We start from the raw sequence: 14,288 nt of genomic DNA, 5'->3' as shown, positions 1-14,288 counted from the left end.
GGCATGAGCGCACCGATCCTCACCCCGGCCGCACCCGCCGTCGTGGCGGCGGTGCCCGTCGGTTTCGCCGCCCCGGTCATCGCCCCCGAGACCCGGCCGGCGACCACCCCCCAGAGCGCGCCCCGGGCGCGGCCGCAGTCCGCCCCCCAGACGGTGCCCCGGACACCCGGCGACCACAGCCTCACGGTCTCCAAGACCAGCGGGCTCGACCCGGACGGGGAGACCGTGACCGTCACGGGTTCGGGCTACGACACCGCCAAGGGCATCTACGTCGCCCTGTGCGACACCGCCTCGGCCAACGCCACCACCGCGCCCGGCCCGTGCATCGGCGGCGTGGACATGGACGGCGAGGGTGGCGCGTCCGTCTGGGTGTCCAGCAACCCGCCGCCCTACGGCGAGGGTCTGGTCACCCCTTACACCGGTAGTGGGACCGACGGCGGCTTCACGGTGGAGCTGACGGTCAAGGCCGAGGACGACCACACCGACTGCACCTCGGCCGCGACCGACTGCGCGGTGGTGACCCGCAACGACCACACCCGCTCCAGTGACCGAGGTCAGGACGAGTTCGTTCCGGTGACCTTCGCCGGCCAGGCGGGCGACCCCGGCAGCGGTGGCGCTGGAAGTGGGGGCTCCGGTGGCGGAGCCGGCACCGGTGGCTCCGGCGGCTCCGGGGATGGCACGGGCGGCGGTTCCGGCGGTTCCGCGGGCTCCGGCGGCGGTGACCCGCGTGGTTCCGGTGGCGGCGACGGGCCCCTGGCCCGCACCGGCGCCCCGTTGGTGGGGTTGCTGCTGACCGCCGTCGTGGCGTCCCTGGCCGGGGTCACCGCACTGGTGGCCGCCCGGCGGCGCACCACCGACGACGATCCCGTCACCGCCTGACGCCGGGGGCCTTCCGGGCGCGGTCCCGGAAGGCCCCCACGGCCGGGCGACGCCCGGTGCGCCCCGGCCCCACGACCCGCTCTCCCTCGGTGGGGACCCGCCGCGCCCGCTCAGCGCGGACCCGACACCCCCGCACCACACCGGTCCTCGGTGCGCGACCGAGACCGGCCACCCATCACTCCCCCGAAACGATCGGATCACCCATCCCATGAGCATCATCGCAACCCGTGAGGAAGGCGCTGCGGGCCGAGCCCGTCGAGCGCTGCGTTCCCTCACCGCGTACGCGGGAGCCGCGGCCCTCGGGGCCTCCCTCACCGTGGCGGCGGCCCCGGCGGCTCTCGCCGACGAGGCACCCGTCTCCCTGGAGGGCGGCTCCGCCACCTGGGGCGTCAAGGAGTCCTTCCGGAACTACGTCGGCAGCCCCATCGCCGACGGCGGCTACGAGACCTCCGACGGCGCGACGGTCAACGACGACGGCACCATCGACTTCCCCACCGTGGACGGACTCGTCTCCAAGGAGGACGCCTCCGGTGAGGTGGCCTTCGGCGGTGGAGTGGTCTTCAGCGGCCACGACTACGGCCAGGGCGCCGTCCTGGAGGTGCGGCTCGCCGACCCGCGCGTGGAGTTCGACGGCGACGGCTCCGCCACGGTCTTCGCCGACGTCACCAGCCGCGAGTTCGGGGGAACGAGCCCGAACACGCCTCCGGGCGAACTGATCGCCTACGGCGAGGTCGCGGTGGCCGAGCTGACCGGCGCCGCCCTGGTCGTGGACGGCGACGACCTCTCCTTCACCTCCGCGGCGGGCACCCTGCACGCCGACGCGGTGGAACCGTTCGCCGGCTTCTACAACGCGGGCGCCCCCATGGACCCGCTGTCCTTCACCACCGCGGCCGTCGACGACGGGACCGATGGACCGGATGAGCCCGGAGAGCCCGCCCACGACCCCCGGGTGACGATCTCCAAGACCGCCGACCTGGACCCTGAGGGTGAGACCGTCACCGTCGACGGCAGCGGGTTCCGTCCCGGCAGCGGTGTGTACGTCGCCCTGACCGGCATCCCGCGGTCCGACGCCTCCCACCCCGAGCACTGGTACGGCAGCGGCGTATGGCTGCGCGATGGCTCGGCGCCCGACGCCGCCGGCGCGTTCAGCACCGAACTGGAGGTCGTCGGTGCCTTCGAGAAGGGCGGCACGGCCTACGACTGCGTCGAGTCCCAGTGCTACGTCGCCGTGTTCAACGACCGTCACGACCTGGCCAACCGCGACCAGGACGTGTGGACCCCGATCGGCTTCGCCACCGAGGACGACGGCGACGGGGGCGACGGTGACGGTGACGGTGACGGTGGTGACGACGGCGAGCTCCCCGAGGGTGACCTGACGGTCCACAACGGTCGGGCCGACTGGGGCGTCAAGGAGTCCTTCCGCACCTACATCGAGGGCACCATCGCCAAGGGCGAGATCGGCACCTCCGACGGCGCCACTCGCAACGACGACGGCACCTTCTCCTTCACCGACGCCACCGGCGCGGTGAACCTGCAGGACATCACCGCCGAGGTCGACCTCACCGGCACCGTGCTCTTCGAGGGGCACGTCTACGGCGACGCGGACCCACTGCTGTACATGTCGGTGGCCGACCCGCGCGTGGAGATCGACGGTGCGACCGGCACCCTGTACGCGGACGTGGTCAGCAAGTCCCTGACCGACTCCGAGCTGGTCACCTACGACGACGTCGCCCTGGCCGACCTGGACCTGTCCGGTGTCGACGCCGCGGTGGACGAGGGCGTTCTGACTTGGGGTCCGATCCCGGCCACCCTCACCGCCGAGGGCGTGCCCGCCTTCGCCGACTTCTACGTCGAGGGCGAGCGGCTCGACCCGATCAGCCTGACCCTGAGTGTGGACGAGGACGTGCGGATCCCCGGTGGCGGCACCGGCGGTGGCGACGGCGGTGGCGACGACAAGCCCACCCCCGGTCCCGGTGACGGCGACGGTGGCGGCAAGCCCGGTCTGCCCAACACCGGTACCGCGCTGGCCGGTCTGCTGACCGCGGCCGTCGTGGCGGTGGCGGCGGGCGGTGTCGCCGTCGCGGCGTCGCGCCGACGCTCCGGCGCGGACGTCGAGGTGTAGCCACCTCGGTCCGGAACGGACACGACGAAGGCCTTGACCCACCCCGGGGGTGGATCAAGGCCTTTCGTGTGCGGCCGAAGGCGCCGCACCTACTTCATCAGGTCCTCGTAGGCCTGCTTGCACTCCGGGCACACGGGGAACTTCTTCGGGTCACGGTTGGGGACCCAGACCTTGCCGCAGAGCGCGATCACGGGGTCGCCGGTCACCGCGCTCTGGGTGATCTTCTCCTTCTGCACGTAGTGGGCGTACCGCTCGCGGTCGCCGTCGTCGTGCGAGATGTCCGGCCTGGTCTCGCTGTCCGGAAGCACCTTGTTCAGGACGTCCATCGACATCGTCCTCACACCTTTCCACGTCTGGGTTCCACGGTATAGGGTGCCGCGGCCCGTCTCATCTCACCGAGGGCGTGCGCGCTCAATTCATGCCGGGGTCGTCCGGGTAGGTGGACAACAGGGCCATGTCCCCACCCTGCCGGCGCAGGACCCGCGACCACAGCCCCTCGGGGTCCCCGCAGAACAGGTCGTCGGCGAAGGCGTCGACGACGAACCAGGCGCCCTCCTCGATCTCCCCCGCGAGCTGCCCCTCGCCCCAACCGGCGTATCCCGCGAACACACGCAGGGCGGCCAGGGAAGAACCGAGCACCTCGGGCGGACCGTCCAGGTCCACGATGCCCACGGCCTGAGGTCCGGTACCGGTGACCACGCCGTCCAGCGCGGACCACCCCGGTGGGGCCTCCTCGGGGACGGCGGTTCCCAGGGCGATTCCGGAGTCGGTGCCCACCGGCCCGCCCGAGAACATCACCGCGGGCGCGCTGGCGTAGGCGCCCCACTCCGTCACGACCTCGTCCACCGGCAGCTCCAGCGGACGGTTGAGGATCACTCCGAGGCTGCCGTCGTCGGCGTCGTCGACGACGAACACCACCGAACGGCGGAAGGAGTCCTCCTGCAGCAAGGGGGCGGCCACCAGCAGGCGCCCGGTCAGAGTCGACTGGTCCATGACCCACTCTCTACCCGAAAAGCCGCCGCTCGGTCGCCCCCTCGCTGGGATCGGCGGGGTGGATCAGCCCTGTTCGCCCTGGTCGCGCTGGGCGACCTCACGGACCGCGTTGGCCACGTGGTGGGACAGGTCCGAGTGGAAGACGCTGGGGATGATGTAGTTCGGGCCCAGTTCGTCCTCGGTGACGACGTCGGCGAGGGCACCGGCGGCGGCGACCATCATGTCCGAGGTGACGTTGTGGCTCTGGGCGTCGAGCAGGCCGCGGAAGAAGCCGGGGAAGACCAGCACGTTGTTGATCTGGTTGGGGTAGTCGCTGCGGCCGGTGGCGACGACGGAGGCGTGCAGGTGCGCGACGTCCGGGTCGACCTCGGGGTCGGGGTTGGCCAGCGCGAAGATGATCGAGTCGTCGTTCATCTCGGCGATGTCGTCACCGTCGAGCAGGTTGGGGGCCGACACCCCGATGAAGACGTCCGCGCCGGCGACGGCGCCCTTGAGGTCGCCGCTGTACCCCTCGGGGTTGGTGTTCTCGGCGATCCAGCGCAGATTGCTGTCCAGGTCCTCACGGCCGGTGTGGACGGCGCCGTGCACGTCGCTGACGATGACGTCGCGCGCGCCGGCGTGCATGAGCAGCTTGAGGATGGCGGTGCCGGCCGCGCCCGCACCGGACATCGCGATACGGACCTCGGACAGCTTCTTGCCGACCACGCGCAGGGCGTTGCGCAGGGCCGCCAGGACGACGATGGCGGTGCCGTGCTGGTCGTCGTGGAAGACGGGGATGTCCAGGAGTTCGCGCAGGCGGGCCTCGACCTCGAAACAACGGGGCGCGGAGATGTCCTCCAGGTTGATGCCGCCGAAGCCGGGGGCGAGCACCTGGACGGTGCGGACGATCTCGTCGACGTCCTGGGTGTCCAGGGCGATGGGCCAGGCGTCGATGTCGGCGAAGCGTTTGAACAGGGCGGCCTTGCCCTCCATGACGGGCATGGCGGCCTCGGGGCCGATGTTGCCCAGCCCGAGGACGGCGGAACCGTCGGTGACCACGGCGACGCTGTTGCGCTTGATCGTGAGGCGGCGGGCGTCGTCCTTGTTGGCCGCGATGGCCTGGGAGACACGGGCGACGCCGGGCGTGTAGGCCATGGAGAGCTCGTCGCGGTTGCGCAGCGGCACCTTGGACTTCATCTCGATCTTGCCGCCGAGGTGCATGAGGAAGGTGCGGTCGCTGACCTTGTGGACCGTGACCCCGTCGACGGCGCCGAGCGCGTCGACGATCGCCTGGGCGTGCTCGGTGTCGCGGGCGGCGCACGTGACGTCGATACGGATGCGTTCGTGCCCAGCCGCCGCCACGTCGAGGGCGGTGATCATACCGCCGACCTGCTCGACCGCGTTGGTGAGGCTGCCGACAGCGCTGCCTCCGGCGTCCAGTTCGAGTCGGACGGTGATGGAGTACGAAACGCTGGGAAGGGTGGCCACGTGTTGCTCCTTGGCTTTGGCTGGTGTCATGCGTCCGCGGGGCACACCGGCGGCCCCTCCCGTGGACGTGCGGGCCGACCACTCCCCGGGACGGCTGTGGCCCTGCACGCCGTGGGTCCGCCCGGTGGGTTCTGATCGGCTCCCGCGCACCGCATCGGGTCCGGTCCCGTGACGGCGGCGCGTCCCGCCGTGAACACCAAAGGGAAGGTTCCCTTCGGGGGCGGGTCTCGGCTGCTGGCCGGGGGCTGGCTGGGAACCCACAACCGAGTCGCCTCACCTTACCCGAGTCAAGGGGGTAACGTCAGCACAAGGTGACAATTACCGCCTTCGGAAAAAATCGCATAAATTCCCCCTCGCGATGGGGGTCAGGGAACCGGAGGAAGCCGCCCGGCGCGATCCTCGGCGGCGCGCACCACGAGGTCCGCGCAGGCGTCGATGGAGAGCACGGTGGAGTCGACCACCAAGTGGTAGTGGCCGGGGTCGGCGGCGTCGACCCGGTAGAACCGACGCACGTAGGAGGCGCGGGCACGGTCGTTGTCGTCCAGCAGGCGCGCGGTGGGCGGTTCCGGCCCCCAGCCGGGGCCACCGCACTCCGCTCGGTCGCCGAGTTCCCAGAGTCGCCGGGCCCGCACCAGCCGGGCCTCGCGCCCGCCGTCCAACCGGACGTGCAGGGCTCCGGGGTGGTCGGCCAGGACCACGGCGGCGGCGCGACCGAGGATGACCCCGCCGCTGCGCGCGACGTTCCGGATGACCCCTTCGGTCTGTTCGACGAACTCGTGGTCGTACAGCAGGCGACCCTCGTCGTCGGTGGCGCCGAAGTAGGCCGTGTCGACGCTGCCGAGGGTGACCGTGGGCAGTCGGGCGGCGCTGGCGAGGAGCCGCTCGAACCCGCCGGGGGCGCGGTCATCGCGTTGGAGTGCCTCGTCGAGCGAGCATCCGATCCTCGCGGCGACGGCACTGGGCAGCGCACGGTCGAGGAAGGGGACACCGAGCCGGGCCGCGACGGCCGGGCCGAGCACACTGCCACCGGCCCCGAAGGTGGCCGAGATGGTCACCACGGGGTCGCCGCCTGCGGGTGACGCGTCGTTGGTCGCCATGATCCACCTGCCGGTTCGCGGTGCGGACCGTTTCCCCGTGGTCCGCCGTGATCCACTCCTACCCGGTCCGGTGACCGCCATCCCTCTCCTCTCCATTACGGCAAATAACGCATGATTTGCCGCAAATATGCAGAGAAGGTGCGAGAAGTCCGGCCGGTGACCGTTCGGGAAAGACCCGAGATCGGACACCGGCCGTGGACTCTCGTCGGAACCGCGCCGGGCGGCGTCCGATCAGAACAGTGCGGCGGTGAGCTTGCGCCGGGCCGCGCTCACGCGCGGGTCACCGGCGGGAAGCAGGTCGAACAGGGACAGCAGGTGCCCACGGGCCTTGTCCCGATCCTCGTCGGCACTGCCCTTGACCGCCGCGACGAGCCGGTCGAAGGCGTCCTCGAACTTGCCGCCGTACATGTCGATGTCGGCCAACGTGATCTGGACGTCGACGTCGTCGGGCCGGTCGGCCGCGGCCTGGTGCACGGCCTCGGGGTCCACGTTCTGGAGTCGTCCGATCAGGCGGACCTGGGCCAGCTTGGCCTTGAACTCGGCGTTGCGCGGGTCGGCGGTCAGCGCCTTCTCGAAGACCGCGGCGGCCGCGTCGAAGTCGCCGCGGTCCAGCGCCGCCTGAGCCTCCGCGTCGACGGGGTCGCCGGGGTCGACGTCGGGTTCGGGGGCGGTCTCCCCCTCCTCCGGCATCGCGGAGGGGTCGCCGTCGACCGTGCCGGGGTGGCCCGGGGGAAGCATCCCCTGCTGGGCCAGGGCACCGAAGACCTGGGTGAGCCCGTCGCGGAGCTGTTCCTCGGTGGCCGGGCCCTGCATCAGCGGCATGACCTGACCCTGGATGGCGATGATGATCGTCGGGGCGCCCTGCACACGGAGCGCCTGCACCAGTTGCGGGCTGCCCTCACTGTCGATCCGGCCCAGGATCCAGTTGCCACCGGAGCCCCGGGAGAGCTTGTCCAGAGCGGTCTCGACCTGCTTGGACTGCTCGGACCAGCCGGCCAGGACCGCGAGGACCACCGGGGCGGACATCGAGCGTTCGAGGACCTGCTGGAAATTGGACTCGTCGACGTTGACGGCGTAGGGGTTGGTACGACCGGTCGACTCCTCGGCACGCTGCTTGGCCTCGCGTTCCAAGGCCGCCTTGCGCGCCCCGAGGTCGACGGCACTGTTCGGTGAAAAGTCCGAAGGCTGCATACCCCCATCCTGCCGCATCCCGGAGCGGTACGAGGACCCCGTACCGCCCCGGACGTGGAGGCCTCGCCGTCAGAACTGCGGGTCCTCCGTGTAGGTACCGAACTCCTCCCCCATCGTGGCGCAGATCTCGCCGAGGGTGGCCTCGGCGCGGGCCGCGTCCATGATGAGCGGAATGAGGTTGCCGTCACCCGCGCGCACGCCCTCCAACAGGCGTGCGAGGGCGCGGTCGACGGTGTCGCGGTCGCGCGCGGCCTTGCGGTCGGCGAGCACACGCCTCTGCTCGTGCTCGACCTCGTGACTGATCTTGAGGATGTCGAGTTCCCCGGAGACCGTGGTGGTGTGGCAGTTGACGCCGACGATGCGCTTGTCGCCCTTCTCCAGTGCCTGTTGGTACTGGAACGCGGACTCGGCGATCTCGGAGCTGAAGTAGCCGTTCTCGATCCCGGCGAGGATGCCCGAGGTCATCGGCCCGATGGCGTGTTCGACGTCGTCGCCACCGCCCATGTGGCGGATGTGCGCGAAGATGCGCTCGGCCTCGGCCTCGATCTCGTCGGTGAGGGACTCCAGGTACCAGGAGCCGCCGAGCGGGTCGGCGACGTTGACGACGCCGGTCTCCTCCATGAGCACCTGCTGGGTCCGCAGGGCGATCTCCGCGGACTGTTCCGTGGGCAGGGCCAGGGTCTCGTCCAGGGCGTTGGTGTGCAGCGAGTTGGTGCCGCCGAGCACCGCGGCGAGCGCCTCGACCGCGGTGCGCACGACGTTGTTGTAGGGCTGCTGCGCGGTGAGGGAGACGCCCGCGGTCTGGGTGTGGAACCGCAGCCACTGCGCCTTCTCGGTCCGAGCCCCGTAGACGTCGCGGATCCAGCGGGCCCAGATGCGGCGGGCCGCGCGGAACTTGGCGATCTCCTCGAAGAAGTCGATGTGGGCGTCGAAGAAGAACGACAGACCGGGGGCGAACCGGTCGATGTCCAGACCCCGGGAGAGACCGAGCTCGACGTAGCCGAAACCGTCGGCGAGGGTGTAGGCGAGTTCCTGGGCGGCGGTGGCCCCGGCCTCACGGATGTGGTAGCCGGAGACCGACAGCGGCTTGAAGGCGGGGATGTGCTCCGCGCAGTACTCCATCAGGTCGCCGATGAGGCGCAGGTGGGGTTCGGGCGGGTACAGCCACTCCTTCTGGGCGATGTACTCCTTGAAGATGTCGGTCTGCAGGGTGCCGTTGAGGGTGCCGATGTCGACGCCCTGGCGTTCCGCCGCCACCAGGTACATGCAGAACGCGGGGATCGCCGGTCCACTGATGGTCATGGACGTGGTGGTCTCGCCGAGCGGGATGCCGTCGAAGAGCAGGTCCATGTCGGCGACCGAGTCGATGGCCACACCGCAGTGGCCGACCTCGCCCAGGGCGCTGGGGGAGTCGGAGTCGTGGCCCATGAGGGTGGGCATGTCGAAGGCCACGGAGAGCCCCCCGCCGCCGGAGGCGAGGATCATCTTGTAGCGCTCGTTCGTCTGACGGGCGTTGCCGAACCCGGCGAACTGACGGATGGTCCAGGCGCGTCCGCGATAACCGGTCGGGTAGAGCCCACGGGTGTAGGGGTACTCGCCGGGCCAGCCGACACGCTCGAAGCCGGGGACCTCCGAGCCCGGGGCGGGCCCGTAGACGGGCTCCAGGGGGCGCCCGGACAACGAGGTGAAGTCGGCGTCGCGCTTGCGCGCGGAGTCGTAACGGCGCTGCCAGCGTTCGCGGCCGGCCTCGATGTCCCGAGCCCCGCCGCCGTTGGTCGGATCTCCTGTGGTGTTCGCCATACTCGAATAGTAGGACGTCCAACTAAGTATGTACAGACAGGGCGCGGACGGCGCCACGCGCCCCTCGGGACGCACCGGCACCGAACGCCCGCGGCCGGTCAGGCGCCCGCGGCCTCTTCCCCGACGGGGGCGGGGAAGTCACCGAAGTCGACCCGGAGCCGCACGAACATCTCGTGCATGTTCCAGAGCTCCTCCTCGGAGTAGCAGCCCAGCCCGAAGTCCATGCCGAGGAGCACGCGCGTGGCCTCCTCGGTGACCTCACGGCCGGGTTCGGTGATCTCCGCGAGCACGCCCCGACCGTCGCTGGGGTTGGGCCGGCGCAGCACGAACCCCTGCCCCTCCAGCCGGTCGATGGTGTTGGTGACACTGGTCGGATGCACCATGAGGCGCTCGCCGATCTTGCCCAGGGGCAGCGCTCCGGAGGCGCTGAAGGTGAGCAGGACCAGTGCCTCGTACCGGGCGAAGGTCAGGCCGAAGGGCTTGAGGGCGCCGTCCAGCTCGCCGATGAGGATCTGCTGCGCGCGCATCAACGAGGTGACCGCCGCCATCGCGGGCGAGGCCCCCCATTTCTGGCTCCAGTTGTCGTGCGCGCGTGCGATCGGGTCGAACGGAAGGTTCAAAGGGTTTCCCACGCCGTCACTCTAGGGCGTGCGCCCGGTACCGGATTCCACCTCGTGGGGGCGCGCGGATCGACCGCTACCTGATTTCCCGAGCCCGACCTGCGCCTTCGCCACGGTCGCCGAGAAACCATCCGCCTGGGCGTTGACGCCGCCCGGAATTATTAGTTAAGTTTCCTAAAAATTTATCCCCCCACGTCAGTCCGGCCTCGCACCTCGGCCAGGCCTCTGACCGCCCCTCCAGGAGACCCCCGACGTGAGCGCACGACGACTCAGGAACACACTCGCGGTTCCCGCCGCGGCCGTGCTGGCGGCACCGCTCGCCCTGGCCGCGACGCCGGTCACCGCACAGGAGCACGCGACCTCCGATCTCACCGTGACCTACGTGGAGTCCGCCCGCTGGAACACCGGGTACACCGGCGAGATCACCGTCCACAACGCCTCCGACGCCGACGTCGACGACTGGACCCTGGAATTCGACCTCCCCGAGGGCAGCGGCGTCCACCAGCTCTGGAACGCCACCCTGAGCGGCTCCACCGGTGACGGCCACACCGTCACCCCGCCTCACTGGGGCGCGGTCGTCCCCGCCGGCGGCACCTACAGCCTCGGTTTCACCGGGGTGCACACCGGCGGCAACACCCACCTGCTGGACTGCACGATCAACGGCGCGCACTGCTCGGGCGACCCCTCCCCCCGCCCCGACCACGACGCCTTCAACATCGCCTACTTCACCCAGTGGGGCGCGGAGGAGCGCGACTACCACGTCCGCGACCTGATCACGTCGGGCAGCGCGGAGAAGCTCACCCACATCAACTACGCGTTCGGCAACGTGGGCGCCGACGGCACGTGCTTCATGACCGACGAGCCCGAGGAGGGCGACGCCCACGCCGACTACGGTCGGGCGGTGCCGGCCGAGGAGAGCGTCGACGGCGCGGCGGACGGCCCTGGCCAGCCCCTGCGCGGCAACTTCAACCAGTTGCGCAAGCTGAAGGAGCGGTACCCGGAGCTGGCCGTCAACATCTCCCTGGGCGGCTGGAACTGGTCGAAGCACTTCTCGGACGCGGCCCTGACCCCCGAGTCCCGGGAGCGCCTGGTGCGTTCCTGTGTCGACCTGTACCTGCGCGGCGACCTGCCCGAGATCGGCGGCGCCGGCGGCGCGGGGGTCGCCGAGGGGATCTTCGACGGCATCGACCTGGACTGGGAGTGGCCCGGCTCCGACGGCCACCCCGACAACGTGGTGCGCCCCGAGGATCGGGAGAACTTCACCGCCCTGGTGCGCGAGTTCCGCGAACAGATCGACGCGTTGGGCGAGGAGACCGGCCACCACTACGAGCTGAGCTCGTTCATGCCGGCCGGCGCGTGGCGGCTGGACACCGGCTACGAGCTGGACGAGGTCATGCGGGACTTCGACTTCATCACCGTGCAGGGCTACGACTACCACGGCACCTGGGAGTCGGCCACCAACCACCAGTCCAACCTGCTCCCGGACCCGAACGACCCCGGTGACGTGATCTCCGCCGAGACCAACCTGCGCGCGTACGTGGAGCGCGGGGTCGACCCCGCCACCATCGTCTTGGGCGTGCCCTTCTACGGGCAGGGGTGGACGGGTGTGGAACCCGGCCCGCAGGGCGACGGGCTCTTCCAGCCCGCCGACGGCCCCGCCCCGGGCACGCACGCCGACGGCACCGAGGACTGGAAGGTGCTCAAGGACCTGCCCGGCTTCGAGCTGCACCGTGACGAGGACCTCGGCACCGCGTGGATCTACGACGGCACGACCTTCTGGACCTACGACGACGAGATCGCCATGACCCGCAAGACCGACTGGGCCCTGGAGCAGGGTCTGGGCGGCGTCATGATCTGGTCCATCGACGGCGACGACGCCGACGGCAGCCTCATCACCGCGATCGACGCGGCCCTGGGCGGCCGGTAGGACGAACCTCCGTGCGGCGCGACGTCGCACGGACACGAACGGCGTCGGTGCTCTGATCCGGGGAGCACCGCCGTCAGGCCGGGGCGGACCGACGTGCGACGGTCCGCCCCGGCCCCTTTTCTCCGTGCCGGTGGCCGGTGGCGCGATGAGTCCCGCGGGGTACACCGGTCGATACGGGTGATGGCCGCACGAGGGAGCGGCACCGAGGAAGGGGACCCGGACATGACCAGCACACACGCCCTGAGCACCGACGACGGGACGCTGTACTACGAGGTGCGCGGACAGGGCCCGCTCCTGGTCCTGACGGCGGCGCCGATGACGGCCGACATGTTCGCACCGCTCGCGGACGCGCTCGCCGACGACCACACCGTGGTCACCCACGATCCGCGGGGCATCGGTCGCAGCGCTCTCGACGACCCCGAGCAGGACTCCACTCCCGCGCTGCGTGCGGACGACCTCGCCGCGCTGTTGGCCGACCTGGGCGCCGCCGACGCCGACTTCGTGGGTTCCAGCGGCGGGGCGGTCACCACGCTGGCCCTGGCCGAACGCCACCCCGAACTGGCCCGCACGATCGTGGCCCACGAACCGCCGTTGATGGGGCTGCTGCCGGACGCCGAGCAACAGTTCGCGGCCACCGAGGAGATCATCGCGACCTACCACCGGGACGGTGCCGGCGCGGCCTGGCGCCGGTTCATGATCAACGCGGGGTTCCCCCTGCCCGAGGAGGGCACCGAGGCGTTCGACGCGAGCCCCGCCGGTTCCGAGGGCGGACCGAACGACCGCCGGTTCTACGTCCACGAACTCCGGGGCACCGTGCACCACCGGGTCGATCCCGAGCGGATCGCCGCCGGAAGGGCGCGGGTGGTGCCGGGGGTGGGGGCGGACTCGGGCCACCTGGCCACCGACCGGACCACCCGGGCGCTGGCGGAACTGCTCGGCACCGCCCCCGTGGTGTTCCCCGGGGACCACGGAGGCTTCATGGAGGACCCCGCCGGCTTCGCCGCCGTCGTGCGCGAGGTCCTCGACCCGGTCACGGGGTCGGGTCCGCGCCCAACTCCTTGAGGAGCAGGTCGGCGGCGGCATAGGGATCGCGCTCCCCCGCGGCGACCTCGCGGGCCAGGGTGTCCAGACCACTGTCCGCCGCCACCCCGCCCATGCGGGAGCGCAGCAGCTCCAGCACGATCGCCTCGACCTCGTCCCGGGCACGGGCTCGACGCCGTTCGGCGAGCTCACCGGAGGCCTCCAGGTGGGCGACGTGCTCCTCGATGCGCTCCCACAACTCACCGACGCCCTCGTCACGGGAGGCCACCGTCATGACGATCGGGGGTTTCCACTCCTCGTCGGAGCGGTCCTTCATCGCGATCATCTGACGGAGTTCGCGCAGGGTCGATTTGGCGCCGTCCCGGTCGGCCTTGTTGATCGCGAACACGTCGGCGACCTCGAGCACACCGGCCTTGGCGGCCTGCACGGCGTCGCCCATCCCCGGCGCGCACAACACCACGGTGGTGTCCGCCTGGCCGGCGATCTCGACCTCGGCCTGTCCCACGCCGACCGTCTCCACCAGAATGACGTCGAACCCGGCCGCGTCCAGCAGCCGCAGCGCGTGCGGAGTCGCCCAGGACAACCCGCCCAGGTGCCCCCGGTTGGCCATGGAGCGGATGTAGACGTCCGGGTCGGTGGCGTGTTCCTGCATCCGTACCCGGTCCCCGAGGAGCGCGCCGCCCGTGAACGGTGACGAGGGGTCCACCGCCAGGACCGCGACCGACCGTCCCTGGGCGCGTACGGCGCGCACCACGGCGTTGGTGGTCGTGGACTTGCCCACCCCCGGGGAACCGGTGAAGCCGACCACGCGGGCCCGGCCGGTGTGGGGCGCCAGCCCGGCCATGATGGGACGCAGCTCCTCGGCACCGTTCTCCACCAGGGTGATCGCACGGGCCAAGGCCCTGCGGTCACCGGCACGGACCCGCTCGACCAACGGGGGGGCGTTCATGTGACTCCTCGAATCGACCGCGCGGGGCGGGGGCTCGTGGCCCCCGCCCCGCGGTGGGCAGGTGCGCCGTGCGGCCTCCGGGGGGTGTCCCCGACCGCACAGGGATGGGTCGTGGGTTCTCAGGTCCGTGCGGGCGCCGAGGAACGGCGCCGTGCGGCCCCGAGTGGCGCCGCGGGTGCGATCGCGAGGAACGCGTCATCGC

Annotated in this window: 11 protein-coding genes and 1 pseudogene; 4 read left to right on the top strand and 8 right to left on the bottom strand. The window is 71.1% G+C overall.

The features are described 5' to 3' along the window. Positions 1–879, top strand: a pseudogene (locus DSY14_RS01760) (cell wall protein); the annotation flags it as partial. A gap of 208 nt (positions 880–1,087) precedes the next feature. Continuing rightward, the gene (locus tag DSY14_RS01755) at positions 1,088–3,001 is read left to right on the top strand and encodes an HtaA domain-containing protein (RefSeq protein ID WP_211714622.1); all 1,914 of its coding nucleotides are present in this window, start codon (positions 1,088–1,090) and stop codon (positions 2,999–3,001) included. 89 nt (positions 3,002–3,090) lie between these two features. Here the strand turns inward: DSY14_RS01755 and DSY14_RS01750 are convergent, their stop codons facing one another. The 7 genes from DSY14_RS01750 to DSY14_RS01720 all read right to left on the bottom strand — a co-directional run bounded on the left by DSY14_RS01750 (position 3,091) and on the right by DSY14_RS01720 (position 10,169). After that, a complete protein-coding gene (locus DSY14_RS01750) occupies positions 3,091–3,333 on the bottom strand; it encodes a DUF3039 domain-containing protein (protein WP_211714621.1) in 243 nt (80 codons plus the stop codon). Positions 3,334–3,412: 79 nt separating this feature from the next. After that, a complete protein-coding gene (locus DSY14_RS01745) occupies positions 3,413–3,994 on the bottom strand; it encodes a YqgE/AlgH family protein (RefSeq protein ID WP_211714620.1) in 582 nt (193 codons plus the stop codon). Between the two features lie 63 nt (positions 3,995–4,057). Continuing rightward, positions 4,058–5,461 carry an NAD-dependent malic enzyme gene (locus DSY14_RS01740; protein WP_211714619.1) on the bottom strand — a complete coding sequence of 468 codons (1,404 nt, stop codon included), beginning with the start codon at positions 5,459–5,461 and terminating at the stop codon, positions 4,058–4,060. Positions 5,462–5,826: 365 nt separating this feature from the next. Then, positions 5,827–6,558, bottom strand: a complete 732-nt coding sequence (locus tag DSY14_RS01735) for an AAA family ATPase (RefSeq protein ID WP_211714618.1) — start codon at positions 6,556–6,558, stop codon at positions 5,827–5,829. 231 nt (positions 6,559–6,789) lie between these two features. Further along, positions 6,790–7,749: a tetratricopeptide repeat protein gene (locus DSY14_RS01730; protein ID WP_211714617.1), complete on the bottom strand. Its 960-nt coding sequence runs from the start codon at positions 7,747–7,749 to the stop codon at positions 6,790–6,792. A gap of 69 nt (positions 7,750–7,818) precedes the next feature. Then, positions 7,819–9,549 carry a methylmalonyl-CoA mutase gene (locus DSY14_RS01725; RefSeq protein WP_211714616.1) on the bottom strand — a complete coding sequence of 577 codons (1,731 nt, stop codon included), beginning with the start codon at positions 9,547–9,549 and terminating at the stop codon, positions 7,819–7,821. Between the two features lie 98 nt (positions 9,550–9,647). Continuing rightward, positions 9,648–10,169, bottom strand: coding sequence for a MarR family transcriptional regulator (locus tag DSY14_RS01720; RefSeq protein WP_211714629.1), 522 nt, complete (start codon positions 10,167–10,169; stop codon positions 9,648–9,650). Between the two features lie 253 nt (positions 10,170–10,422). Here DSY14_RS01720 and DSY14_RS01715 point away from each other — a divergent pair, with 253 nt between their 5' ends. Next, complete coding sequence (locus tag DSY14_RS01715) at positions 10,423–12,096, top strand: glycosyl hydrolase family 18 protein (RefSeq protein ID WP_211714615.1); 1,674 nt, start codon at positions 10,423–10,425, stop codon at positions 12,094–12,096. 222 nt (positions 12,097–12,318) lie between these two features. Continuing rightward, on the top strand, positions 12,319–13,158 hold the full coding sequence (locus DSY14_RS01710) for an alpha/beta fold hydrolase (RefSeq protein WP_211714614.1): 840 nt from the start codon (positions 12,319–12,321) through the stop codon (positions 13,156–13,158). Here DSY14_RS01710 and meaB read toward each other — a convergent pair. Further along, positions 13,127–14,086: a methylmalonyl Co-A mutase-associated GTPase MeaB gene (gene meaB / locus DSY14_RS01705; protein ID WP_211714613.1), complete on the bottom strand. Its 960-nt coding sequence runs from the start codon at positions 14,084–14,086 to the stop codon at positions 13,127–13,129. The genes DSY14_RS01710 and meaB overlap by 32 nt on opposite strands. Positions 14,087–14,288 lie beyond the last annotated feature (202 nt).

Origin of the sequence: Nocardiopsis sp. MG754419 (genome assembly GCF_018207095.1) — a bacterium.
Lineage (GTDB): Bacteria > Actinomycetota > Actinomycetes > Streptosporangiales > Streptosporangiaceae > Nocardiopsis.
The sequence above is the reverse complement of the archived record's forward strand: the minus strand, read 5'-3'. Positions and strand labels throughout refer to the sequence as shown.

Coding starts and splice junctions, on each gene's coding strand:
- DSY14_RS01755 (WP_211714622.1), top strand. CDS start 1,088: ATGAGCATCATCGCAACCCGTGAGGAAGGCGCTGCGGGCCGAGCCCGT.
- DSY14_RS01750 (WP_211714621.1), bottom strand. CDS start 3,333: ATGTCGATGGACGTCCTGAACAAGGTGCTTCCGGACAGCGAGACCAGG.
- DSY14_RS01745 (WP_211714620.1), bottom strand. CDS start 3,994: ATGGACCAGTCGACTCTGACCGGGCGCCTGCTGGTGGCCGCCCCCTTG.
- DSY14_RS01735 (WP_211714618.1), bottom strand. CDS start 6,558: ATGGCGACCAACGACGCGTCACCCGCAGGCGGCGACCCCGTGGTGACC.
- DSY14_RS01730 (WP_211714617.1), bottom strand. CDS start 7,749: ATGCAGCCTTCGGACTTTTCACCGAACAGTGCCGTCGACCTCGGGGCG.
- DSY14_RS01725 (WP_211714616.1), bottom strand. CDS start 9,549: ATGGCGAACACCACAGGAGATCCGACCAACGGCGGCGGGGCTCGGGAC.
- DSY14_RS01710 (WP_211714614.1), top strand. CDS start 12,319: ATGACCAGCACACACGCCCTGAGCACCGACGACGGGACGCTGTACTAC.
- meaB (WP_211714613.1), bottom strand. CDS start 14,086: ATGAACGCCCCCCCGTTGGTCGAGCGGGTCCGTGCCGGTGACCGCAGG.